The sequence below is a fragment of the Enterobacter cloacae complex sp. P2B genome (genome assembly GCF_014895985.1).
GTDB classification, from domain to species: Bacteria; Pseudomonadota; Gammaproteobacteria; order Enterobacterales; family Enterobacteriaceae; genus Enterobacter; species Enterobacter bugandensis.
On the sequence record NZ_JADBQQ010000011.1, the window covers coordinates 77441 to 100244 of the forward strand.

Here is a 22804-nt window from a genome sequence, read left to right on the forward strand (position 1 = left end):
GGATCACGTTTAATAGCCACGCTCTTTTCTTGCCTGAAACTCACTATGATTGTTCGTCCTAAACAGCACTGGCTACAACTGATTTTTGTCTGGCACGGTTCGGTACTCCCCAAAATCTATACCCGACTGCTGCTCAACTTCCTGCTTTCTATCGCCGTTATCCTGATGCTGCCGTGGTATACCTCGCTGGGCATCAAATTTACCGTGGCGCCATTTAGCATTCTCGGCGTGGCGATCGCAATCTTTCTTGGTTTCAGAAACAACGCCTGCTATTCACGCTACGTTGAGGCTCGCCAGCTGTGGGGGCAACTGATGATAGCGGCACGCTCGCTGTTTCGCGAGGTAAAAAACACCTTGCCGGACGATAAGCACCTGGGGGAATTTGTCCGCCTGCAGATCGCCTTTGCCAACTGCCTGCGCATGACCCTGCGCCGGGAAATGAACGCTGACCAGCTCTCTCGCTATCTTGCCCCTGACGTTTTAGCTCAGGTAATGGGCGCCAACTCGCCGGCGAACCGTATTTTGCTGGTCATGGGGGAGTGGCTGGCCGTGCGGCGGCGTAACGGGCAGCTTTCGGACATCCTGTTCCACAGCCTGAACAACCGCCTCAACGATATGTCCATCGTCCTTTCCGGCTGTGAACGGATTGCGACAACGCCAGTGCCGTTTGCCTATACGCTGATTTTGCACCGCACGGTGTATCTGTTCTGCATCATGCTGCCGTTCGCGCTGGTTGTGGATCTGCACTACATGACGCCGTTTGTCTCGGCGCTGATCTCATACACCTTTATCTCGCTGGACACCCTGGCGGAAGAGCTGGAAGACCCGTTTGGCACAGAAGATAACGACCTTCCGCTGGACGCCATCTGCAACATGATGGAACGCGATCTGCTGCAGATGAACGATGAAGAGAACATTCCGGAAAGGCTGATGCCGGATAAATACTATCAGCTGACCTGATGGGCGTTCCACTCGTCGCGGGTGATCTCCCACAGTTCGGAGTCCAATATCCCGCTGACGTAGGCTTTCTTTTCCGTTCTGATGAGCCGCATGCCGCTGCTGTCTGAAATACGACGGGAGCGGCTGTTCGCGGCGGCCTTCGGCGCCCGCAAAACGGGTTTGTTGAGCGTATTAAACCAGTAATCCGTCGCGGCAATGCTGGCCTCACGCATATATCCCTGTCCCTGAAACTCCGGCGCCAGCCAGAATCCGCGGTTATTATCGTCAACATCGTACAGACAGATAATCCCCATCAACGTATCCGCCACCTCACGACGGCGGATGCTCCAGATCCAGGCTATCCCTTTTGCCATATCCGGCAGCGCGACGTTATTCACATAGTTTTCCGCGCCATTATCCGGGTAGGGCCAGGGCACGGAAGAGACCAAATAGCGAACGATCTCCCAGCGCGGATACAGCTTTTGAATCTGAACCGCATCTTCGGCGACCAGCGGTTTCAGCAGGAGACGTTCTGTCGTGAGGGTCGGTATTGTCATCTGCGGATCTCCTTATTTAAGCGTTATGTTTTTGTTTGCGTTCTGGTATTTTCATCTCTATCACATTCTGGTGAGGCGTGCTGTGGTTATTCACTACCAAAACTGGGCAACGTCTCTTTCATGGCGAAATATCGAAGAGGTGATATGACGTTACGAACTGCTCATCCACAGGAAGCCGAAATACTCTGGAATATACGCAATCAGGCGATTCGTCACGGCTGCAAAACCAGCTACGACGCTGACGTGATTGCACGCTGGACGCCGGATCTTATGCCCGAGCATTACCGTCAAATGGTCATTGATTACCCTTTTTACGTGGTGGAAGACGAGAAGGGCGTCATTGCGGCTACCGGCTATCTGGATCTCGATACCCATTACCTGGAGGCCATATTCACCTTGCCTTCAGCCACCGGAAAAGGCATGGCGACCCGAATTATCGAGGCGCTTACACACGAGGCGCGCAGCCGGGGGATAACCCGCCTGAGGCTGGATGCAACGCCTAACGCCCACTCCTTTTATCAGAAGCTGGGGTTTGTGACGTTGCGCGAAAACTATCATCACTCGCGTATGGCGGGGGCTGATTTACGCTGTTTTGAAATGGCAATCGACTTGTAATGTGAGGAACGCATGGCTGTCACGGTAAGACCTCTACGCGAAGACGACTATCCCCAGTGGCGACCGCTGTGGGATGGCTATACCCATTTTTATGATTGCTACCTCGAGGAGTCCGTTACCGCATCGACATGGGAAAGGGCGCTCTCAGCGCATTCACCGATGTTCTGTCGGGTGGTAGAGAAAGACGCAAAGGTCATCGGTTTCGCAATGTGTGTTCTGCACGAAGGAACCTGGTCAACCGCGCCCATCTGCTACCTGGAAGATCTGTTTGTTGATGCAGCCGAGCGCGGCGCGGGAGCGGGTAAGGCGTTGATTGATGCCTTGATAGCGGAAGGCAAGCGCGAAGGGTGGTCAAAGCTCTACTGGGTTACCCGGGAGAACAATCCGGCACGTAAACTCTACGATCGATACGGTGACGCTGACGATTACGTCCGCTATCGTCTCTCCCTTTAAGGCAAAAATGCCTGTGTTTGTATCACACTGTATCCGTGTTCCAGATACATACACAGGCTTGCAATAAACGCGTTTCCGCACATATCCGCTATACATTGAACTGTTGTTATATCCCCGTGAATTGTACTCAACCGGAGATACCAACATGTTCAGCAAACTCGCTTATTCAACGCTTGCTCTCACCGTTTCCCTTGGCACCGTCATGTCATGTCAGGCCGAAGTCACCGGCACTAACTTAGCGGCGGCTTTCGATCGTCCACAGCAAATTAACGCCGGCGATCTTAACGTCGGGTATGTCGACATTGGTCCTAAAGACGGCCAACCGGTCATTCTGTTACACGGCTGGCCCTACGATATTCACAGCTACGCTGAAGTCGCGCCTGCGCTGGCGGCAAAAGGCTACCGCGTGATTGTGCCTTCTCTGCGCGGCTACGGTACTACGCGCTTCCTGTCGGCAAAAACGCTGCGCAACGGCCAGCCTTCCGCGATGGCGAAAGATATCGTGAACCTGATGGACGCCCTGAATATCAAGCAGGCGGTGTTTGCAGGCTATGACTGGGGTGCCCGTACGGCCGATATCGTTGCGGCGCTGTGGCCAGAGCGCGTTAAGTCGCTCGTTTCGGTAAGCGGTTATCTCATCAGCAGCCAGCAGATTGGTAAACAGCCGTTGCCGCCAAAAGCGGAGCAGCAGTGGTGGTATCAGTTCTATTTCGCCACCGAGCGCGGCGCTGAAGGCTATGCCAAAAACACGCATGACTTCGCTCGTTTGATCTGGTCTCAGGCCTCACCTGACTGGAAATTTAGCGACGCTGTCTTTAACGCCAGCGCCAAATCCCTTGATAATCCGGATCACGTTGCGGTAACGCTCAGCAACTATCGCTGGCGCTTAGGGCTGGAAAAAGGCGAGCGCAAATACGACGCCTACGAGCAAAAACTGGCCACGCTGCCGAATATCACCGTTCCGACGATCACCATCGAAGGTGGAAACAACGGGGCGCCGCATCCGGCACCGCAGGCCTACGCGGGTAAATTCACCGGTAAGTATGAACACCGTACCTTCGGCGCAACCGTGGGGCACAATCCGCCTCAGGAAGATCCGCAGGATTTCGTCAAGGCAGTTGTTGACGCTGACAAACTCTGAAATGTGCTATTTTCAGTACGTTACCCTTCGGTCTGGAGATTTCGGTGGAGCATATTGATCATATCCTTGTCGTCGATGACGACAGGGATATTCGTGAACTGATTATCGACTATCTCGTTAAGTCCGGTTATCGCGCCTCTGGCGCGGCAAACGGCAAAGAGATGCGCGTCGTGCTGGAGAAGCAGCATATCGACCTGGTGGTGCTGGACGTTATGATGCCCGGCGACGACGGGCTTACGCTGTGCCGGCAATTACGCGTCGGGAAATATAAAGATCTGCCCATCCTGATGCTGACGGCGCGCAACGAGGAGACGGACAGGATCCTGGGTCTGGAGATGGGAGCCGACGATTACGTCGTAAAGCCTTTCGTCGCGCGAGAATTGCTGGCGCGTATCAAAGCGATTTTACGCCGTTTTCGCACGATGCCGCCCAATTTACAGGTGACGGAAGCAGGGCGGCTGGTGACGTTCGGCGAATGGCAGCTCGATACCGTTGCCCGCCACCTGATCGACCCGGAAGGGGTGATTGTGGCGCTCAGCGGGGCGGAGTATCGCCTGCTGCGCGTTTTCCTTGACCACCCGCAGAGGGTGCTGACCCGCGATCAGCTGCTCAACCTGACGCAGGGGCGTGACGCCGAGCTTTTTGAACGCTCAATCGACCTGCTGGTTAGCCGGGTTCGCCAGCGTCTGAATGAAGATGCCCGTACGCCCGCGTATATTAAAACCGTGCGCAGCGAGGGCTATGTGTTTACCATGCCGGTCACCATCAAAGAGGCTAACGAATGACGCTCTGGCCACGCTCGCTGCTGGCCCGCTTGCTGATCGTCGTGCTGCCCGGCCTGTTGCTCGCCAATGCCCTGAGCCTGACGCTGGTCATGATAGAGCGAATGCACAGCGCCCGAACGGTGATGCTCGGTAATCTGGAATACGATGTTGCGACCAGCGTGGCTATTTTAGACCGCTTACCCGCCAGCGAGCGCGCGGCCTGGTTGCCGCGCCTTGAACGGGGTAACTATCGCTATATTCTGGGGCCGGGAGCTCCTGGCAACGCGCCGACGGATAAGCGTTCCCGGGACGCCATCCGAACCTTAAAAGCGACGCTTGCGGAACAGTACCCGCTCAGCTTCACCGCCGTTCCCGGCGCCATTTCACATATCCAGGCGCATCTCACGCTACATGATGGCGCGCCGCTGACCATTGACCTGATCCCTCGGATGCCGCCGGTCGCCAGCTGGCTGCCCGTTGTTCTTATTCTGCAGTTGCTCGTGCTGGCTGCCTGCTCCTGGATCGCCGTACGCCAGGTGATACGGCCTTTTTCACAGTTTACCCGCGCGGTAGACTCCCTGGACCCGGCCGCCAACACGCCAATGACGGAAAAGGGGCCGGTCGAGGTGCAGCGGGCAGCACATGCCTTCAACGCGATGCAGGCGCGCATTCAGTCCTATCTCAGGGAGCGGGCGCAGATCCTGGCATCCATATCGCACGATCTCCAGACGCCCATTACCCGCATGAAGCTTCGTGTTGAAATGGCGGATCAGCCTGACCTGCGCGACAAGCTCTTAAACGACCTTGATAACATGTCGCGTCTGGTGCGGGAGGGTATTGCGTATGCCCGGTCATCAGAATCACTGGAAGAGACCTCGCTGAAGCTGGAGCTGAACGCCTGGATAAACAGCATCGCCTGCGATTATCAGGACATCGGTAAAAACGTGCAGTTTCAGGCAGGCGAAAACCGTTTGCCCATCGTCACGCGTCCACAGGCGCTGCGCCGGGTGATGACCAACCTGCTGGATAACGCCCTGAAATTTGGCGACTACGCCACCATTAGCATTGATGACTCGGCCGCCGGAGAGGTGGTGATTCACATCATGGACGGCGGGCCTGGGATACCGGATGCCGAGCTGGAGGCGGTATTACAGCCGTTTTATCGGGTAGAAACATCACGCAACCGCGACACCGGCGGGACAGGACTCGGCCTGGCGATCGCAGCGCAGCTCACCGCTCAGCTGGACGGAAAGCTAAAGCTGGAGAACCGCGCAGAGGGCGGGCTGGACGTTTCGATTACTCTCCCGCGCCTTTAATTGTACGGTTCTGTATCTCCCCGCGTGGCCGATACAGAGCCAGACAAAAACCCACGCTTTTACACATATCCTGAACACATCCGCACGATGAAATAGCCTCACTGCAGCGTCGCAGGACTTGTATTGTGAGGTGTCTATGTTTCTGATAATTGCTTTCTTGGGCGGGATGATAAGCTTGCTCAGTCCATGTACGCTCCCGGTAATTCCTCTCCTGTTCGCCGGTTTTCAGGGGCAGCGGCGACATATTCTGGCGCTGCTCGCGGGGATGATCGTCATGTTCACCCTGGTGGCGATGGTCGTCACCGTCGCCAGCGAGTGGATAGCAGAGGCAACTATCGTCGGGCGCTGGATCGCGCTTATCGTCCTGGCCACGGCCGCGCTGGCCTTAATTTTTCCGGCCTTTGCCCAGCGTATCGCCGGGCCGGCAGTCAGCGCGGGAAATGTCCTCAACACCCGAAGCGGGCAAACGCGTGGTATGGCATCGGCTTTTCTGGCCGGGCTTGCCGTCGGGCTGCTCTGGTCTCCCTGCGCGGGACCGATTCTGGGCGCCATTTTCAGCATCAATATTGCCGGACACTCGGCCATTGCCACAGGAGCCTTGCTGGCCGCCTATGGTAGCGGCTGCGCGCTGATGCTGGGCCTGCTCGTTTTCGGAGGCCGCACGCTGATGGCGCCGCTGAGAGCAAGGTCGGCGCTGATGGAAAAGTTACGTAAGGGGGCAGGCGTGGTGATGTTAGCGGCCGTTGTCTTTAACGCAACGGGGATGACGTCTGTTCTGCAAGGCGCAAACGGCGTCGCGGATCGTCTTGAAACCGCGCTGCTGAATCTGGCAAAGCCCGCCGCGCAACCGGCGAAGCTTCAACCGGTCGTCATGACCGAGCCCAGCAGCCAGCTGCCTTCATTAAGCGGTGGAACAGGGTGGGTAAATGGTGACCCTGTCACGTCTGAATCGTTGCGCGGGAGGGTGGTTCTGATCGATTTCTGGACCTGGGACTGCATTAACTGCCAGCATACGCTTCCGCACGTGCGCGACTGGGCAACAAAATACCAGTCTCAGGGCCTGGTCGTCATAGGGGTACACACGCCTGAATACCCCTGGGAGAAACCGATCGCCTCGGTGAAAAACGCGGTAAATAAATGGCAACTGCCGTACCGGGTTGTGACGGACATCAACTATCAGATCTGGAACGCTTTTGGCAACCAGTACTGGCCCGCGCACTACTATTTCGATGCTAAAGGTCAGCTACGCTATACCTCGTTTGGCGAAGGGAATTATGAGCAGCAGGAAAAGATTATCCAGCAGCTGCTCAAAGAGGCCCGTTCATAGCGCCGTTCAGGGCTGACGCTGGGCAACCATAAACAGTCGAGGAAAAGCCAGCAGTATCTGCCCGTTTTCCTGGAGCGGATACTGCTCTTCCAGCAGTTCATGGTAGCGTTTCAGGAAACGTTGCTGCTCGCTCTCGTTCAGTTCCTGGAGCCACGGGCGCAAACCGGTCGCGCTGACCCAGTCAATAATGGCCTGGTGCGAACTCATTTTATGGAAATAGGTTGTCCGCCAGATATCCACATCGCAGCCGGCCTCCGACAGGATATCATAATAGGCATGCACGCCAGGCAGCGGCTCGCGCCCACGGTCCGGGTAGCCTTGCTCCAGAGCCACTTCACGCATCGCCACATGCGTGGGCTCAAGCCAGTTGTCCGGCATCTGGATCGCCAGCACGCCATTGAGCGCGAGCAGTGACGCCAAGTGCGGCAGGAGATCGTAATGGTCAGGTATCCATTGTAGGGATGCGTTCGCATAGATGAGGTTCAACGGCTGGCCAGGCCTGAACTGGCGGATATCGGCCTCAACGAACTGACAGTCGGGCAGTGCCTTGCGCGCCTCTTCCAGCATAGCCGGTGAGTTATCGACGCCGACAATCTGCGCTTTTGGCCAGCGATGCTGCAACAGCGCGGTGCTGTTTCCCGGTCCGCAGCCCAAATCGGCAATGGTGGCAACGTCACTCAGGGGAATTCAGGCAAGCAGCTCGGCGGCAGGGCGCGTTCGTTCAGCGCCGTATTGCAGATAAAGCGAGGGGTTCCAGTCGGCCATCTTCAGATCTCCGTTTTGCGTGTTTCAGCAAGGATAGCACAGGCCGACACCTGCACCGGGACAGGCGTCGGGCGAGCGGCAGGTTACAGAATGCCTTTCAGTGCAATATGGTAGAGCAGCATGATGGTTTTTCCGTCGACGATTTTGCCCGTATCAATTCCCCGCAATGCCTCTTCAAAGGGCATTTCCAGCACGTCGATATCTTCTCCCTCCGCTTTGATACCGCCGCCTGCGCTGGTTTTGTCCTTCGGCTGATACTCGGCAATATAGAAATAGAGTTTCTCCGTGACGGAGCCTGGGCTCATGTAGGCTTCAAAGATTTTCTGCACGCTCGACACGTTAAACCCGGTCTCTTCTTCCGCCTCTGCTCTAATGCGGCTTTCCGGATCCATGTTATCAAGCAGGCCGGCCGCCGCCTCAATCAGATTGTCCTCATGGCCATTAATAAAGACCGGGAAGCGGAACTGGCGGGTCAGAATCACCGTTTTTTGGTCACGGTTGTAGAGCAGGATCGTAGCGCCGTTCCCCCGGTCATAAACTTCACGCGTTTGCCGCTGCCATTCGCCATCGCGTCTTTGTAGGTCAAAGGTATATTTTTTAAGTAAGTACCAGTTATCTGACAGGGTTTCACTGTCAATGATGCGCACATCTGCACGTTTTGATTGCACGTTTCGTCCTCCTTACGTAGAGTAACTATCAATACCAGCACTATCGTGCATTTTCAAGATTAAACATGCAACGTCAGGAATACATCATGCTCAGCAGTCAGCGAAAACAGTTGATCCTTGAAAAGCTCGGTGCCGAAGGTCAAGTCCAGTCAAAAGCGCTTAGCGTTCTCTTCGACGTCTCTGAAGACACCATCCGACGCGATTTGCGCGAGCTGGCGGCAGAAGGGCGTTTACAGCGGGTTCACGGCGGCGCGCTGCCGTCGTCTTCCGCTACTGTGCCTTTCGCGGAACGACAGTCCGTTAAAATGGATGCCAAAAGAAAGGTGGCGCAGAAGGGGGCGCAGCTTATTTCTTCGGGCCAGGTGGTGATCGTTGACGGTGGAACGACCACTTCAGAATTGCTCGCTTTTTTACCGCAAGACCTGCGTATTACCGTGGTGACGCACAGTCCGAGCATTGCCCTGGGGCTTGTTAATCATCCTTCCATCGAGGTGATTCTCATCGGCGGCCGTTTGTATAAACACTCGATTGTCGCCGTCGGCGCGGCGGCCATCGAAGGTATCGAAAACATTCATGCGGATCTGTTCTTTATGGGCGTGACCGGTATCCATCCGGAAGCAGGGCTGACGACCGGAGATTTCGAAGAGGCGTGCATCAAACGTGCATTTTCCGGCAGAGCCGCCGAGACGGTTGTCCTGGCGTCGCCGGAAAAAATAAATACGGCGTCATCATTTGTTATTGGCGATGTGGCGCTGGCGAATACGATTGTCGTCGAAGGCGATACCGACCGCGACTGGGTCAATGCGGTATCGGAAAAAGGGGTATCGGTCGTATTGGCCTGAGCGTGAGCCAGCCAGAAAACTGGCTGGCGCGGGTACTCGCAAGCGAGTGAAATTAAGTTATCTTTCTTCGGGGGCATGGCATACCGCTTCGATATTATGACCATCAGGCGCAATGACAAATGCGGCATAGTAATTTTTACCGTAGGAGCGTAATCCCGGTGCGCCATTGTCGCGTCCGCCTGCGCGCAGCGCGGCATGGTAAAAGTCATCAACCTGCTGGCGTGTCGTGGCCACAAAGGCCAGATGAAGCGGAGCGGGTTTATCATTCGACTGAAAAAGGCAAAGAGAAACATCGCCGGAACTCATTTCGACGCCATAGTCAGGAGAGCCTTCATCGACGAGTTCGACACCGAGCGGTTGAAGCGACATGAGGAAGAAGGTTTTACTTTTCTCATAATCGCTGACGCCGAATTTTACATGATCAAACATTATGGACTCCTCAAAAGTGATGGTGAAATGAGAAGTATAGAAAGAGAGTGGAGTCCAACACGATCAAGGGGTTGCGAATGTGACCGATATCAATACTCGCTACACAGCAGACCGTTTACTCCCTACGAATGTCCAACGCAGATAATCATAGAGCCAGTTAAAAAGCATCGTGTATGGCAGGAAAAACAGTACAAGGCCAATCTCAACAAAAAATGCCTCCGCGATCGTTAAATTCAGCATGAACATGGCCACAGGGATTAAGGAGATGATAAGGCCCGTTTCAAACCCAACTGCATGGATGGCGCGAACGAGAAACGTTCGTTGAAACTGATGTTTTTTCTGAAGGGAGTCAAAGAACTTATTGAAGACAAAATTCCAGACCGTTGCGGTAAGTGCAGATATCACCGACAACGAACCCGACTGGAGTACCGAAACGTTCATCAGCCACGCAAGAGACAGAGCGATGATAACGTTGGCCGTCACTTCAAAAATGACAGCGTGGAAAATCCTTTCTTTGAAGCTTTTATTGAGTTCGATTTCCATAAGTCTACAGCAGCGGTGGTCAAAGCCAGGAGTATATCAAACGTCTTTTAACATTGGATAAACGTAGAAGTTGGGATTTCACAAGCTATCAATGACCAGGGGCAATCACGACCGTAGAAAGGCAGATTTTGACTGGCATTACGTTGGTGCGCATAATGTATATTATGTTAAATAAGAATGTTGCTGTGCCTCGGGAGGTATCCCTCCTCAGTCTTGAGGATTCACCGTTGGCCACGCAGTTTGTATGTAAAACCCACTGACGATTACGCCTATCTGTGAAAAAAACTCACAACACCATTCGATGGCGCATGCTGGTTCCCTTCATGTCAGTGCAATACCCTGTCACATACAGAATTGCTGGCAATAAAAGAAGGAACACAGAATGGAGTATGTGAATCTGGGTCGTAGCGGTTTGAAAGTCTCCCGTCTTTGTCTCGGTTGTATGAGCTATGGTGAACCTGAACGCTTGCCTCAACCCTGGTCCCTGGATGAAAAGGCGTCACGTCCGCTCATTCGTCAGGCGCTTGAAGCGGGCATTAATTTTTTTGATACCGCGAATATCTACTCGGGCGGAAGTTCTGAAGAGATCACTGGAAAAGCGCTGAGAGAAATGGCCAGACGCGATGAGATCGTTGTGGCGACAAAGACCTTCTTTCCGTGGCGCAACTCACCCAATACCGGGTTTCTTTCCCGCAAGGCCATTTTTCATTCTATTGACGATAGCCTGATGCGCTTAGGCATGGATTACGTGGATCTCTTTCAGATTCACCGCTTTGACCACTCCACGCCTGTTGAAGAGACCATGGAGGCTCTGCATGACCTCGTTAAATCAGGAAAAGTACGTTACATCGGCGCATCATCTATGGAAGCCTGGCGCTTTGCAAAAATGCAGCATACGGCAGAGCGTAACGGCTGGACCCGATTTATTACGATGCAACCGCAATACAACCTGCTTTACCGGGAAGAAGAGCGCGAGATGCTGCCCCTGTGTGAAGACCAGGGCGTTGGTGTGATCCCCTGGAGTCCGATGGCACGAGGCAGGCTCACGCGCGACTGGAGTGTCACGTCCCGACGAACGCAAAACGATGCCTTTGCGTTAAAAATGTATGAGAACGCAGCCCTTCTGGATAAGCCCGTTATTGATGTTGTTGCCAGCATTGCTGAAAAGCACCATGTGCCAAGAGCCCATGTTGCAATTGCCTGGTTGCTATCAAAAACGGTCATCACAGCACCGATCATCGGCGCGACGAAACCAGAACATCTTTCCACGGCTATTAGCGCGCTGGACTTTTCACTTAGCGATGCCGAAATCATGGAACTCGAGGCACGCTATCTGCCGCACCCCGTCGACGGGATCATTCCCCCGCTTCCGGATACGCCACCTTCACTCACGCCGCCTTCAGCAATACAGGACTGTTAATGCCCTACCCTGGCCCGGCGTTGGTTCGGGCCCGCTGTTGGTGACAATGAACAACTCGTGATGTCAGGGTCGGATCGCCAAACCGGGAGACTTTACCTACAGTCTCCCTGTGACAGTAAGTATAAAGGTGGCCATCACCGTTTAACTTTTATCAAACTGACTTTCGGTAAACGGATCTGCGCGACCGCCCTGCAATGGGATCCTGGCAAGCGCTGCATCGATTTCGCGTAACTCGCTGTCCGTCAACCGGACTTGCGGTGCACCGCTATTTTCTATCAGGTGCGGATATTGCGTCGTACCCGGGATGGGGACAATCCATGGCCGTTGTGCCATCACCCAGGCCAGCGCGAACTGAACCGGAGTGGTGTTTTTGCGGCGGGCCCACGACTGCGCAAATTCAAGCAGTACCATGTTTTTGGCCAGGGCATCGGGCTGGAAGCGTGGCAGATTATGCCGCCGATCTGTGCTGTCGAACCGCTGATCTGGATTGACTGCCCCGGCAAGGAAACTCCTGGCGGTCGGGCAGTAAGGTACAAAGCCGATACCCAGCTCTTCGAGCGTTGGAAATATCCGCGTCTCCGGTTCACGCCACCACATGGCGTACTCACTCTGTACTGCAGTCACAGGGAGTACCGCATGTGCGCGGCGGATTGTCCTGGCACTCGCTTCCGACAATCCCCAGTGTTTCACTTTACCCTCCTGTATCAACGCCTTCACGGTTTCCGCCACATCCTCGATCGGCACATTCGGATCGGGGCGATGCTGATAAAGAAGATCGATGTGCTCCGTTTTCAGACGCTTTAGCGAGCCCTCTACGGCACGGCGAATATGGTCAGGATGGCTGTTAAGGGAGGTTGGCTTCCCCTCCTCCACGCCGAAACCGAACTTAGTGGCAATCACCACACGATCGCGAACGGGGGCCAGTGCTTCCCCGACAAATTCTTCACTGAGATGGGGACCATACACCTCGGCAGTATCAAAGAACGTAATCCCTTGTTCGAAGGCGGCCCGGATGAGCGACACCATGGCTTTGCGATCGCGCGGACCACCGCCGTAATACCCCACCATAGGCAGACACCCCAGTCCCATGCTGGAAACCTCCAGCGAGCCGAGTTTACGCGTGGTTAAGATCTCCTTCTCGACGGGAACAGCATCCGAAGGGGCGTTCGACGAGTCCTGACCAGCCGGGTTCGCCATCACTGCACCGCTCCTGCCAAGGGTGGTAGCGGCCAACGCCAGACCGGCGCCGGCGATCAGAAAATTGCGACGATCCCGGGAAGCGGGTACGGAAGCAGAATGCTGGTCATGCATCATCTTGCTCATAAACTGGAACTCCCTATAGCGAAGAAAGGATTCATTAATTTGGTCATTACCAGGCATAAGCCTGGGGCGCTTCTCCCCCGGGTCCGGGCCAGATTTCGTCGAGACAGCTCATGGTGTCGTCTGATAGCGTGATTGTCGTTGCGTGAAGCGCCTGCTGGAGTTGTTCGACCGTACGAGGCCCGATAAGTGGAGCAGTAACCACAGGATTCTGCAGGAGCCAGGCAAGCGCCACATCGGAAGGGGTTTCGCCGAGGTCCTCACATAATCCTTCGTAGGCTTCCAGCTGCGGACGATACTGTTCGATTAGACGGGCAAACGCGGGCCTTGCACGGCGCCCGCTTGCCATCTTTTTCAGTACGCCGCCAAGCAACCCTCCGGCAAGTGGACTCCAGGGAATCAGTCCCAGGCCAAAATGACGGCATGCGGGAATGACCTCAAGCTCAACGGTTCGGGCAGTCAGATTGTAGAGACTTTGCTCAGCAACCAGGCCCAGGGAATGACGGGCCGTGGCAACTGACTGCGCCGTCGCAATGTCCCAGCCTGCGAAATTGCTGCTACCGATATAAAGCACTTTTCCCTGCTGAACAAGGAGTTCCATGGCCTGCCAGACCTCTTCCCATGGTGTATAACGATCGATGTGATGCATCTGATAGACGTCAATATGGTCGGTCTTAAGCCGTCGCAAACTGTCCTCGCAGGCCTTGCGAATATGGTAAGCAGAAAGACGGCGATCGTTCGGACCCGGTCCCATAGGCTGATAGGCTTTCGTCGCCAGAACGATACGGTCACGGCGGCCACCCTGCTGGAGCCAGCGACCAATAATCTCTTCAGACAGCCCCGAACCTTGCTGGATATCGGGTGATTGTTCGGTGCCATACACGTCTGCTGTATCAATGAAATTGATACCCGCCTCAAGCGCTTCATCCAGAATGCGGGCGCTGGTTTTCTCGTCGGTGACGTCACCAAAATTCATGGTTCCGAGACAAAGGCGGCTGACTTTCAGGCCGGTGCGGCCAAGATGCGTATAGTTCATACACGGCTCCGTTAGGTGAATGTTCCGCCCTGACCGACGGCCAGAGCGCATAATTTTCAAGAATAACGAAGCACAATATGTTCAGTGAGAGGCGATGGGTGGATGGACTTGTGAAAAAAATTCAGCAACGGATTAGCCGTGGTCGGTCTATGGTGTATATCATTTCCCTATCAACGCATTCGGGCCTTAACGCACAAGGAAAACGATTCTGTATGCAAATAAGCAGAGCTGATGTCGCCGATCTCATTTATTTCATGGCTATTGCACGTCATCGCAGTTTCAGCCGTGCGGCGATTGAATTAGGTGTCAGTGCATCAGCGCTTAGTCATGCCCTGAAGGGACTGGAAACCCGGCTCGGGGTTCGCCTGCTTAATCGCACGACCAAGAGCGTTACACCTACGGCTGCAGGTGAAGAACTGGTTCAGTCTGTCCTTCAGCCTTTCGACAAGATAGAAGGCGCGCTTGAATCGCTTAACCGGTATCGTAATACGCCTACCGGGCGTATCCGCATCAATGCAGCCGTTGAAGCGGCCAATCTTTTGCTTGCACCGGTTATGCCCGCGTTTATGGATCGCTATCCCGATATTGAAATCGATATTGTGGCCAGTAACCGTATGGTTGACGTCACTGATGCGGGCTTCGATGCCGGTATCCGCTATGGTGGCACCGTCCCGGAAGACATGGTTGCCCGGCGTTTATCTGCCGATATTCGCTGGGTTATCGCCGCATCCCCCGACTACCTTGAACGCTACGGAACGCCTGAACATCCTGATGATTTATTACACCATCGCTGTATAAGCAATCGTCTCGGCGACGATCGGATTTATCGCTGGGAGCTTGAGCGAGACGGCGAAACGTACCAAATCACTGTGCCTGGCTCAGTGACGGTCAACCAGGCTGAAACGGGTCTTGTGGCCGTATTAGGCGGGGCCGGCCTGATGTATTTTCCGGAGCCTCTTGTTGCACCCTATGTGAAGGATGGACGGCTCCGCCTGGTGCTTACGGAATGGTCCCCGCTGGAGGAAGGTTTTTATATCTATTATTCAAGCCGCCGGCAACTGCCGACCGGGCTTCGCCTTCTGATTGAGTTCATACAGGAGGCCAGGCCACTGGGGTTGTGAAATAGCGCTTCCATACGGGACAATAGGATGCGGTATCGACGCGCTTCATTCTCTCCGTGCTGAAAAAAGTGGCCTGAGCCGTCAGCGTACAGCGCGGCACACCTCCAGCACCTTTTCTCTGAGCCAGCGATGCGCCGGGTCCCTTTCCATGCGCGGATGCCACATCTGTGACACCGTAATGCTCCGGGTTTTAAACGGCAGTGCAAAGACGTGCACGCGCTCGGTCATCGGCTGATTGAGCAGATAGAGCGCCGGCACCATGGCAACGAGATCGGAGACCATCGCCACCGATAACGCCGTCGGGAACCCTGGCACCACGCTGGCAATTTTGCGCTTCATCCCGCGTTCCGCCAGCGCCTCATCGACAAATCCGTGTAACGAGCCGTCGGGCGAGGCCACCACGTGCCCCCAGGCGACATAATCCTCAAGGCTGACTGACGACAGCGAGGCCAGCGGATGCCCCTGGCGTACCGCGCCCACAAACCGGTCCTGAAAGAGCCGTTGCAGACGAATTTCAGGCCCCATATTGCTCTGCACGCCGATCTCCAGGTCAACCAGCCCCTCACGCAGATAGCGCGACGTTTTCTCAGGTTTCGGCGAAAAGCGAATGCAGACGTCGGGCGCCACCGCCGCCACTGCGGCAATGAGCAGTGGCCCAAACGCCACCACAAAGCCGTCGTTGGCTCGGATGGTGAACAGGCGCTCCATACGCTCAACATTCAGCGTTTCCGTGGAGGGTTGCAGTACCGCCCTTGCCTCATGCACGGCGCTTCTGGCCCGGTCCCGGGTGGCTTCGGCCCAGGGCGTCAGCACCATCTGCCGACCGGCCCGCACCAGGATAGGATCGCCTGTCACCTCCCGCAGCCTGCTCAGGGTGCGGCTCATGGCGGACGTACTCAGGTTTAAGCGCCGCGCCGCGCCAGCCACGCTGGCTTCGGCCAGCAGAACGTCGAGCGCAACCAGAAGGTTAAAGTCAGGATCGGACACGATGGCTCCTCTGATAAGGCGTTATATGCAACGATAAAGTGCAAGCGCTGCGTCTTCCGCCCTGTATACCCCATGATTATAGTTTCGTCATCACTATTCTTATGCGGAGTAACGACGATGACGCTCTTTTCAAACCAGCCCGGCGATGAAGGCTTACCCGGTCATGAACGCGCCCGGGTGATGGCCGCCGTCATGACCACCACGCTGATGGGCGTCTTTGACGGCACCATGATCAACATCGCGCTGCCCTCCATGGCAAGGGCGATGCAGGTCCCCGCGAACGTTGCGGTGTGGTTTGCCAACGGTTATCTACTATCGGCGGCAATGACGCTGGCCATCTTCGCGGCGCTGGCGGCGCGGGTGGGCTATCGCCCGGTTTTTCTTGCCGGGCTTGCCACCTTTACGCTCACCTCGCTCGGCTGCGCGCTGGCGAAAACGCCCGACATGCTGATCGGGATGCGTATTCTGCAGGGCATCGGCGGCGCGGCTACCCTGAGTATCGCCCCGGCGATCCTGCGTTCCGTTTTTCCGGGGCGACTGCTTGGCCGCATTCTGGGGCTGCACGCCCTGCTTATTGCCGCCAGCACGGCAATTGCCCCCGTGCTGGGCGGGACGATACTGGACGTGCTGAGCTGGCAGTGGCTGTTCGCCATTAACCTTGTTCCGGGCAGTATTGCCCTGTTGCTGGCATGGCGGGCGTTGCCGCGCCAGTCGGACGTTGACGGCTCCCCCTTTGATGCGCCGGGCGCCGCGCTCTCCGCCGTGCTGTTAGGTTCTGCAATCATGCTGGCCGACAGCCTTCAGCACATAACGCAAGGCATTAACCCGGCAGCCGCTGGCTGGGGGCTTCTCACGCTGGTCAGCGCTATCGCCTTCGTCTGGCGTATTCGGCGCGCGCGCAGTCCCATACTGCCGCCCGTTATGTTCAGAAACGGACGCTTCACCCTCGCCGCCCTGACCTCGCTGGCCTCGTTTGTCAGCCAGGGCATCACCTTTGTCGCGCTGCCGTTCCTGTTTCAGAGCGTGTATGGCTACAGCCCGGTGGTTTCGGCGCTGCTGTTCACCCCGTGGCCAATTGGCATTGTGCTGATCGCACCGCACGCGGGGCGCTGGGCAGATACCCTTTCCGCGCCGCTGATCTCGACTATCGGCCTGATGATTTTTGTCGGTGGGCTGGTCCTGCTGGCGACGTTGCCGGAAAACCCGTCCGCATGGAATATCTGCCTGCGCAGTCTGGTTTGCGGGATTGGGTTTGGCTGCTTCCAGAGCCCCAATAACCGGGAGATGCTCGCTAACGTGGCGCGGGAACATGCCAGCTATGCCTCAGGGGTGTTGTCTATCGTCAGGACGTTCGGGCAATGTCTGGGGGCCGCCGCGGTGGGGGTGCTGCTTGCGACGACCGGATCAGACCACGATCGGGCCGTGCATCTGGCACGGTGGATCGCCGTCATCGCCTCAACAGGATCGGTTTTGTTTAGCCTGAGCAGGCTGCGCCCTGGGGTGCGGGCATCAGCGTAACGCTGTGCAGCGCCTCTCGGCGCTGCTTGTTTATAACAACTACGCTGTAGGACGTTCGTTCCACGCATCAGTGTACTGTATATTTCCGTCCAGAATTTTCCATGTGATTTTTGCATATCGTAAAGATACATTTTCCATGTGACCAGTACCGGGACAATCTCTTGTATCATGCATTATTGGAGTTATTGAAATGACTTTCACGCCTTCCATCAGGATGTTGAAGTATTCCACTTCCTGACCAGCATCATTGATGTGATAGAACTTTAATTCGGCACTTTGAAGCGTCTGACCTGTAGCCACTGCTTTGTATAGATAGGGTGAAGATGAGTCAATTGCCTTTGTTAAACTGAAGGCTGAATGTTGCCTTGTACCTGTAAGTTTACCTGTTGCCTCATCTGTTGGAATGCTCAGGTTATGGATCAGATCTCTAAGCTCTATGCTTCCTTCACGGTTTGCAACATCAGAACCACCACGGATCATTGCTCCGCCATCGTCTTTCAAAAAGAGGTGTACTGGTACAGCCATTTTTAAAACTCCTTATGTTAATTAATTTCTTATTCCATTGGCTATGAGATTAATTACAGGCATGATCGCTACACCATCGGCATAGAACAGATCAGAATTAGTGAATGAATAAACCTTGCCCGTGATTTTTACATTTACCGTGTTCCCATAAGCTGAAGCTGTGACATTGCTTGTATCGGCTTCCAGGAAGGGTGATCGTTCTTCAAGGGCTTTCATAATGTTCCCGCTGTTGTCTTTATCTAAATAGAAGCGGTAAACATCCGACACCGTAGCGTCTCCATCATCATACTTAGTTATGTACAGTGTGACGGTATCAGAGAGTTTCTGTTTGCTGACAAAGCTATCGTGAGGAGATGCATTAAAATAGTATTGATATGTCAGAAACCCACAAACAACGAGCAACAGAATCGTTGTGAGTAAGCAATGGAGCCGTTTAATAACCGTATTTCTTTGCATATTCTATACCTTGCCTTATCCAAAACTGATCGTGTGGATCATCCCCATAAGGCGGTTTTTGATACCAGTGCCCCCATTTCTTTTTGGAGGTTTTAGCTCTTTCCTGCGCCCATCCAGCACCCATCAATAGCGGTTCTGATGGTATCCCGGCAGCATAGCCAGCCGAACCATAATTGAAGTTCCCAAAATTTGCTAACTCCGGGTGTCCTTGCTTGTAATCCCACGGTCCCTTATTTCTTACTTTTTGATAAAACCAAAGATAGGTTGTAGGGATAGCCATGTTTCTGCTCATACCATGCGCTCTTGCAATCCTCATGTTTGCCAACACAAGAGCGATTCCTTCTTTGGGTAACAAAGGTATAACAGCCATATTAACCACCTATTTCATGTGGGTATATGGCCGCATATCGTACACCTTTGCGATGGTAAAAAAGATATCTGTTTACAGAGAAATGACGGAAAAATATCCGACTAAGGTATTAACCGCATTAAAAATCAAAAAAATTAAGGCGGCGCTACGCTTGCGCGGGCCTACAGGAATTGTGCATTTCACAATGTAGGGCAAATAAGCGCAGCGCCACCCGGCAGGAAAGACGGCGTATTTGTTTATTCCAGCGCCAGTAGCGCAAAGCTCGCCAGCCAGTGCCCGCCGCTGTAGTGGCTGCCCACCACGTGCCCGACACTTGCCGCCAGGTGTTTTGCCACGGCATCACGCAAGGCCTGCTGGGCCGGGTGGTTTACCGGAAGCGCCCTGGCGATATGCTTCATACACCAGGCGCGGCTGAGGTTTAACCCATCCAGATGAGCAATTTTCGGGTCGGTACGGTCGCTCACTTCCGCCGGGTTCATCAGCGCCGCAATGGAGCCGATATCCGGCAGAAACGCGTCAAACCAGGCCGGGAAATTCTCTGCGACCTTGCTCATCAGCAGCGCTTCCGTCAGCGCACCAGAGATGTACTCATCGCCACCCGGCTCGTAATGGGCCGGGTAGCGCGTATCGGCGAGATAAAACCGCTCCGCCGCCGTCACAATCGCCTGCTCAAGCGCGCTATCTTCCACGGCTCGGGCGTAATCCAGCCCCAGCGCGAGGGCAAACGCCGTGTTGTAGTGCGTTCCGACGCGGATCGGATAGGTGAGCTTGCTGAGGTAATCCACCAGCCGGTTGCGAATATCCTGGGTGAGCGGCTCCAGCGTCTGGTACCAGCCTGCGGCCTGCGGCAGCGACGATTGTTTCAGCTCCTGGGCCAGCGCCAGCAGCCATCCGTAGCCATACGGCCGCTCAAACGAGGCGCGGAACGGCGCGGTGAAATAGGCCAACTCCTTCGCCACGTTCTCGTCGGTCAGGTGCTCGTCGAAAAGCGCGACGATGTCATTCCGACACGGTAGATCAGGATAGAGGCGCACGCAGCGCAGCAGCAGCCAGTAGCCGTGCACCGCCGAGTGCCAGTCGAAACAGCCGTAGAAAATCGGGTGCAGCTCGCGAGGCGGCAGAACGTCACCGTCATCATTCAGCAGATGCATGATGTGGTTCGGGTATTCCTGGCGCAAATAGGTTAAAGGCATGCGGGCAAACGCGTCAGCCTGATGTTGCGTCAATTCCATAACAGCTCCTTAGCGAAACACGAGGAAATACATGAGGAACACGTTCACCACCAGCAGGGTTAACGCGGTCGGGATCTGGATCTTGATCACCTGATATTTGTCTTTCAGCTCCAGCAGCGCGGCGGGAACGATATTGAAGTTCGCAGCCATTGGCGTCATCAGCGTGCCGCAGTAGCCCGCGTACATGCCGATCGCCAGCAGCGGCGCCGGGTTGCCGTGATGCACGTTGATCAGGAACGGCAAGGCGATCCCCGCGCTCAGCACCGGGAAGGCCGCAAAGGCGTTACCCATGATCATGGTAAACAGCGCCATCCCCACGCAGTAAATGACCACCAGCATGAAGCGGCTGTCCGGGTTCACGAACAGGCTCACCACCTTCTGCACCGAATCACCGGTATTGGCCGCCACGAACACGCCGCCGAGCATGGCCAGCATCTGCGGCAGGATCACCGCCCAGCCGATGGTATCGACAAGACGACGTGACTGGCGAATGGCGTGCAGCGGCGTGCCTTTGGTCAGCCACCAGCCGGTGAGGATCGCCGCGACGCAGGCCACGCACAGCGCCGCCAGAGTGAGCTGTTTCTGGTCGAGAAGGTAAACACCGCCAATCGACACCCCCTTCAGGAACAGCGTCCCGATTACCGTCACCACCGGGATCATCAGCGCGGGCAGGAACAGCCAGTTTTTAAGGCGGTTTGACGAGGCAATGCGCTCCTCGTCGGAGGCCATTTTATAGTGGCCTTTCCCGACCAGGCCAAAACCCGCCAGCAGCGCGATTGCGATAACGCAACCGCCAACGATCCGGTACGCCAGCGATTTGCCCAGCTCCTGAACCATCAGGTCACCGAACAGGAAGATCCCGCCGAATAAAAACCAGAACAGCGCGGTGGTAAAACGCTTCGGATTCTCGCGGTCGCGCAGGGTCATGACAACCAGCAGCATCACAACAAAACCGATCAGGTAATACACCCGATTAATGGTGATAAGCGTCATCATTGCGCGGCCCCCTGCGTACCCTGCTCTGCACGCCAGGCCATGACGTCGCGGCGGATGCTGGCATCCAGGCGCAGCAGGCGCGTCATATGAATAATCAATGCCGCAATGGCGGTGGGAATGGCCCACAGGCCGATGTGCAGCGGCTCGATCCCTTCGATCCCGTTTTCCTTAAGAAACGCGTCAATCAGAAGCACCGCACCGAAGGCGATAAAGATATCTTCCCCAAAGAAGACCGCGATGTTATCGCACGCCGCGGCATGGGCCTTGATTTTGTCGCGAATGTGCTGCGGCAGTTCGCCGTATTCGTTCAGCGCTGCCCCTTCGGCCATCGGGGCCAGCAGCGGGCGTACCGTCTGGGCATGGCCGCCCAGCGACATCAGCCCCAGCGCGGCTGTGCCTTCACGCGCCACGAAGTAGAGCATCAGAATACGCGCCGAGGTGGCGCTGGCGATCTTCGCCACCCAGGCCTGGGCGCGCTCTTTAAGCCCGTAATATTCCAGCAGACCAATTACCGGCAGGATCAGAATGAAGGTCGCCAGCGATCGGCTATTGACGAACTTCTCGCCAAAGGTCTCCAGCAGCATCCCGAAATCCATCCCGACCAGCAGGCCCGTCGCCAGACCCGCCACCACGACGACCAGCAGCGGGTTGAAGCGCAGTGCAAAACCAATGACCACGATCGGTATCCCGATCAGCGGCAACAGCGTAGTACCGTCCATAACGTTTACCCTATCGAAAGTGAGCGTTGCGCGCCGACGGCTATTTTTTTAATTTGCGGCGAGCGATGTTGTGTTTTTCGCCAGGCTTCACAAAACCTGGGCTAAAAAGCTATATCTGAACCTCAAAAACATGTAAACAAATTATCAATAAAATGTTCTTATTTTATCGACGAGTTTACATTTCTGGCTAAGGAACGTTATGACCTCGAAAAAGAGTGCTTCACCCGATTGCAATGATATCAACGATGGCCGGATCGTCTCCTCCCGCCATCTGGTGTCGGAGCGCTGCGCGGAACTGTCAGAGCTGGAGTACGCGCTGATCATGACCGGCAACGCGTTTAACAAGTGGATGGTGCGCTGCATGGCCGCAGCCGGAGAGCCGGATATGGGCGCTTTTGACGTCTCGCTGCTGCATCACGTGAACCACCGCGACCGCAAGAAAAAGCTGGCCGATATCTGCTTTGTTCTCAACGTGGAAGATACGCATGTAGTGACCTATGCCCTGAAAAAGCTGGTCAAAGCGGGCTACGTGACGAGCGAGAAAGCGGGTAAAGAGCTCTTTTTCTCCACCACGGAGGAAGGGAAAGCGTTGTGCATGAAGTACCGGGACGTGCGTGAAGCGTGTCTGATCGCCATTCATGCGGAGAGCGGCATTTCCGGGAAATCCATCGGCGAAACCGCGCAGCTGCTACGCGCGATCTCCTCCCTGTATGACACCGCCGCCCGCGCGGCGGCATCACTCTGA

25 protein-coding genes and 1 pseudogene are annotated in these 22804 nt (G+C 55.4%); 12 read left to right on the forward strand and 14 right to left on the reverse strand.

Going from position 1 to position 22804, the window contains the following annotated elements; genetic code table 11:
• The first annotated feature begins 45 nt into the window (after window positions 1-45).
• The gene (locus IM313_RS10485; protein ID WP_045260518.1) at window positions 46-960 is read left to right on the forward strand and encodes a bestrophin family protein; all 915 of its coding nucleotides are present in this window, start codon (window positions 46-48) and stop codon (window positions 958-960) included.
• Here the strand turns inward: IM313_RS10485 and IM313_RS10490 are convergent.
• Window positions 948-1496 (reverse strand): GNAT family N-acetyltransferase, encoded by a 549-nt coding sequence (locus tag IM313_RS10490; RefSeq protein WP_192971069.1) that lies wholly within the window; start codon window positions 1494-1496, stop codon window positions 948-950. The genes IM313_RS10485 and IM313_RS10490 overlap by 13 nt on opposite strands.
• Before the next feature lie 144 nt (window positions 1497-1640).
• Here IM313_RS10490 and IM313_RS10495 point away from each other — a divergent pair, with 144 nt between their 5' ends.
• The 6 genes from IM313_RS10495 to IM313_RS10520 all read left to right on the forward strand — a co-directional run bounded on the left by IM313_RS10495 (window position 1641) and on the right by IM313_RS10520 (window position 7112).
• Window positions 1641-2111 carry a GNAT family N-acetyltransferase gene (locus IM313_RS10495; RefSeq protein WP_028013155.1) on the forward strand — a complete coding sequence of 157 codons (471 nt, stop codon included), beginning with the start codon at window positions 1641-1643 and terminating at the stop codon, window positions 2109-2111.
• A gap of 12 nt (window positions 2112-2123) precedes the next feature.
• Window positions 2124-2564, forward strand: coding sequence for a GNAT family N-acetyltransferase (locus IM313_RS10500; RefSeq protein ID WP_028013156.1), 441 nt, complete (start codon window positions 2124-2126; stop codon window positions 2562-2564).
• A 145-nt stretch (window positions 2565-2709) separates the two neighbouring features.
• Window positions 2710-3705 carry an alpha/beta fold hydrolase gene (locus tag IM313_RS10505; RefSeq protein ID WP_028013157.1) on the forward strand — a complete coding sequence of 332 codons (996 nt, stop codon included), beginning with the start codon at window positions 2710-2712 and terminating at the stop codon, window positions 3703-3705.
• A gap of 44 nt (window positions 3706-3749) precedes the next feature.
• Complete coding sequence (locus tag IM313_RS10510) at window positions 3750-4490, forward strand: response regulator (RefSeq protein ID WP_059357547.1); 741 nt, start codon at window positions 3750-3752, stop codon at window positions 4488-4490.
• A complete protein-coding gene (locus IM313_RS10515) occupies window positions 4487-5785 on the forward strand; it encodes an ATP-binding protein (protein WP_192971070.1) in 1299 nt (432 codons plus the stop codon). Before IM313_RS10510 ends, IM313_RS10515 begins: the two co-directional genes overlap by 4 nt.
• A gap of 136 nt (window positions 5786-5921) precedes the next feature.
• Complete coding sequence (locus IM313_RS10520) at window positions 5922-7112, forward strand: cytochrome c biogenesis protein/redoxin (RefSeq protein ID WP_193034327.1); 1191 nt, start codon at window positions 5922-5924, stop codon at window positions 7110-7112.
• 6 nt (window positions 7113-7118) lie between these two features.
• Here the strand turns inward: IM313_RS10520 and tam are convergent.
• Together tam and IM313_RS10530 are read right to left on the reverse strand one after the other, a co-directional pair.
• Window positions 7119-7877: pseudogene (gene tam / locus IM313_RS10525) on the reverse strand (trans-aconitate 2-methyltransferase).
• 83 nt (window positions 7878-7960) lie between these two features.
• Entirely contained in the window at window positions 7961-8545 is a 585-nt protein-coding gene (locus tag IM313_RS10530; RefSeq protein WP_063154080.1) for an NUDIX domain-containing protein, read from the reverse strand.
• A gap of 86 nt (window positions 8546-8631) precedes the next feature.
• Here IM313_RS10530 and IM313_RS10535 point away from each other — a divergent pair, with 86 nt between their 5' ends.
• Window positions 8632-9387, forward strand: coding sequence for a DeoR/GlpR family DNA-binding transcription regulator (locus IM313_RS10535; RefSeq protein WP_192971072.1), 756 nt, complete (start codon window positions 8632-8634; stop codon window positions 9385-9387).
• Window positions 9388-9444: 57 nt separating this feature from the next.
• Here IM313_RS10535 and IM313_RS10540 read toward each other — a convergent pair whose 3' ends face one another.
• Together IM313_RS10540 and IM313_RS10545 are read right to left on the reverse strand one after the other, a co-directional pair.
• Window positions 9445-9816, reverse strand: coding sequence for a VOC family protein (locus tag IM313_RS10540; RefSeq protein ID WP_028013164.1), 372 nt, complete (start codon window positions 9814-9816; stop codon window positions 9445-9447).
• A gap of 99 nt (window positions 9817-9915) precedes the next feature.
• Window positions 9916-10359 (reverse strand): PACE efflux transporter, encoded by a 444-nt coding sequence (locus tag IM313_RS10545; protein ID WP_063438008.1) that lies wholly within the window; start codon window positions 10357-10359, stop codon window positions 9916-9918.
• 382 nt (window positions 10360-10741) lie between these two features.
• Between IM313_RS10545 and IM313_RS10550 the strand changes: the two genes are divergently transcribed.
• The gene (locus IM313_RS10550; protein ID WP_192971073.1) at window positions 10742-11779 is read left to right on the forward strand and encodes an aldo/keto reductase; all 1038 of its coding nucleotides are present in this window, start codon (window positions 10742-10744) and stop codon (window positions 11777-11779) included.
• Between the two features lie 141 nt (window positions 11780-11920).
• On the opposite strand, the gene IM313_RS10555 is transcribed toward IM313_RS10550, so the two are convergent.
• The gene (locus IM313_RS10555) at window positions 11921-13102 is read right to left on the reverse strand and encodes an aldo/keto reductase (protein ID WP_192971074.1); all 1182 of its coding nucleotides are present in this window, start codon (window positions 13100-13102) and stop codon (window positions 11921-11923) included.
• 46 nt (window positions 13103-13148) lie between these two features.
• Window positions 13149-14135 carry an aldo/keto reductase gene (locus IM313_RS10560; protein WP_192971075.1) on the reverse strand — a complete coding sequence of 329 codons (987 nt, stop codon included), beginning with the start codon at window positions 14133-14135 and terminating at the stop codon, window positions 13149-13151.
• A gap of 212 nt (window positions 14136-14347) precedes the next feature.
• Here IM313_RS10560 and IM313_RS10565 point away from each other — a divergent pair, with 212 nt between their 5' ends.
• Window positions 14348-15256, forward strand: coding sequence for a LysR family transcriptional regulator (locus IM313_RS10565; protein ID WP_014831948.1), 909 nt, complete (start codon window positions 14348-14350; stop codon window positions 15254-15256).
• A gap of 81 nt (window positions 15257-15337) precedes the next feature.
• Here the strand turns inward: IM313_RS10565 and IM313_RS10570 are convergent, their stop codons facing one another.
• A complete protein-coding gene (locus IM313_RS10570) occupies window positions 15338-16243 on the reverse strand; it encodes a LysR family transcriptional regulator (protein ID WP_048999577.1) in 906 nt (301 codons plus the stop codon).
• A 117-nt stretch (window positions 16244-16360) separates the two neighbouring features.
• Between IM313_RS10570 and IM313_RS10575 the strand changes: the two genes are divergently transcribed.
• Window positions 16361-17761 carry an MFS transporter gene (locus IM313_RS10575; RefSeq protein WP_048999578.1) on the forward strand — a complete coding sequence of 467 codons (1401 nt, stop codon included), beginning with the start codon at window positions 16361-16363 and terminating at the stop codon, window positions 17759-17761.
• Window positions 17762-17800: 39 nt separating this feature from the next.
• On the opposite strand, the gene IM313_RS10580 is transcribed toward IM313_RS10575, so the two are convergent.
• The 6 genes from IM313_RS10580 to IM313_RS10605 all read right to left on the reverse strand — a co-directional run bounded on the left by IM313_RS10580 (window position 17801) and on the right by IM313_RS10605 (window position 22059).
• The gene (locus tag IM313_RS10580; RefSeq protein ID WP_048999579.1) at window positions 17801-18286 is read right to left on the reverse strand and encodes a type VI secretion system tube protein TssD; all 486 of its coding nucleotides are present in this window, start codon (window positions 18284-18286) and stop codon (window positions 17801-17803) included.
• Between the two features lie 21 nt (window positions 18287-18307).
• Entirely contained in the window at window positions 18308-18742 is a 435-nt protein-coding gene (locus IM313_RS10585) for a hypothetical protein (protein WP_048958788.1), read from the reverse strand.
• Window positions 18720-19112 carry a polymorphic toxin type 44 domain-containing protein gene (locus IM313_RS10590; RefSeq protein WP_192971076.1) on the reverse strand — a complete coding sequence of 131 codons (393 nt, stop codon included), beginning with the start codon at window positions 19110-19112 and terminating at the stop codon, window positions 18720-18722. The genes IM313_RS10585 and IM313_RS10590 overlap by 23 nt, the downstream gene beginning before the upstream one ends.
• 236 nt (window positions 19113-19348) lie before the next feature.
• On the reverse strand, window positions 19349-20344 hold the full coding sequence (locus tag IM313_RS10595) for a DUF2891 domain-containing protein (protein WP_136343280.1): 996 nt from the start codon (window positions 20342-20344) through the stop codon (window positions 19349-19351).
• A gap of 9 nt (window positions 20345-20353) precedes the next feature.
• Window positions 20354-21340, reverse strand: a complete 987-nt coding sequence (locus IM313_RS10600; RefSeq protein ID WP_192971077.1) for a DUF979 domain-containing protein — start codon at window positions 21338-21340, stop codon at window positions 20354-20356.
• A complete protein-coding gene (locus tag IM313_RS10605) occupies window positions 21337-22059 on the reverse strand; it encodes a DUF969 domain-containing protein (RefSeq protein WP_028013182.1) in 723 nt (240 codons plus the stop codon). Before IM313_RS10605 ends, IM313_RS10600 begins: the two co-directional genes overlap by 4 nt.
• Window positions 22060-22258: 199 nt before the next feature.
• On the opposite strand from IM313_RS10605, the gene IM313_RS10610 reads away from it, so the two are divergent.
• Window positions 22259-22804, forward strand: a complete 546-nt coding sequence (locus IM313_RS10610; protein WP_041909953.1) for a winged helix DNA-binding protein — start codon at window positions 22259-22261, stop codon at window positions 22802-22804.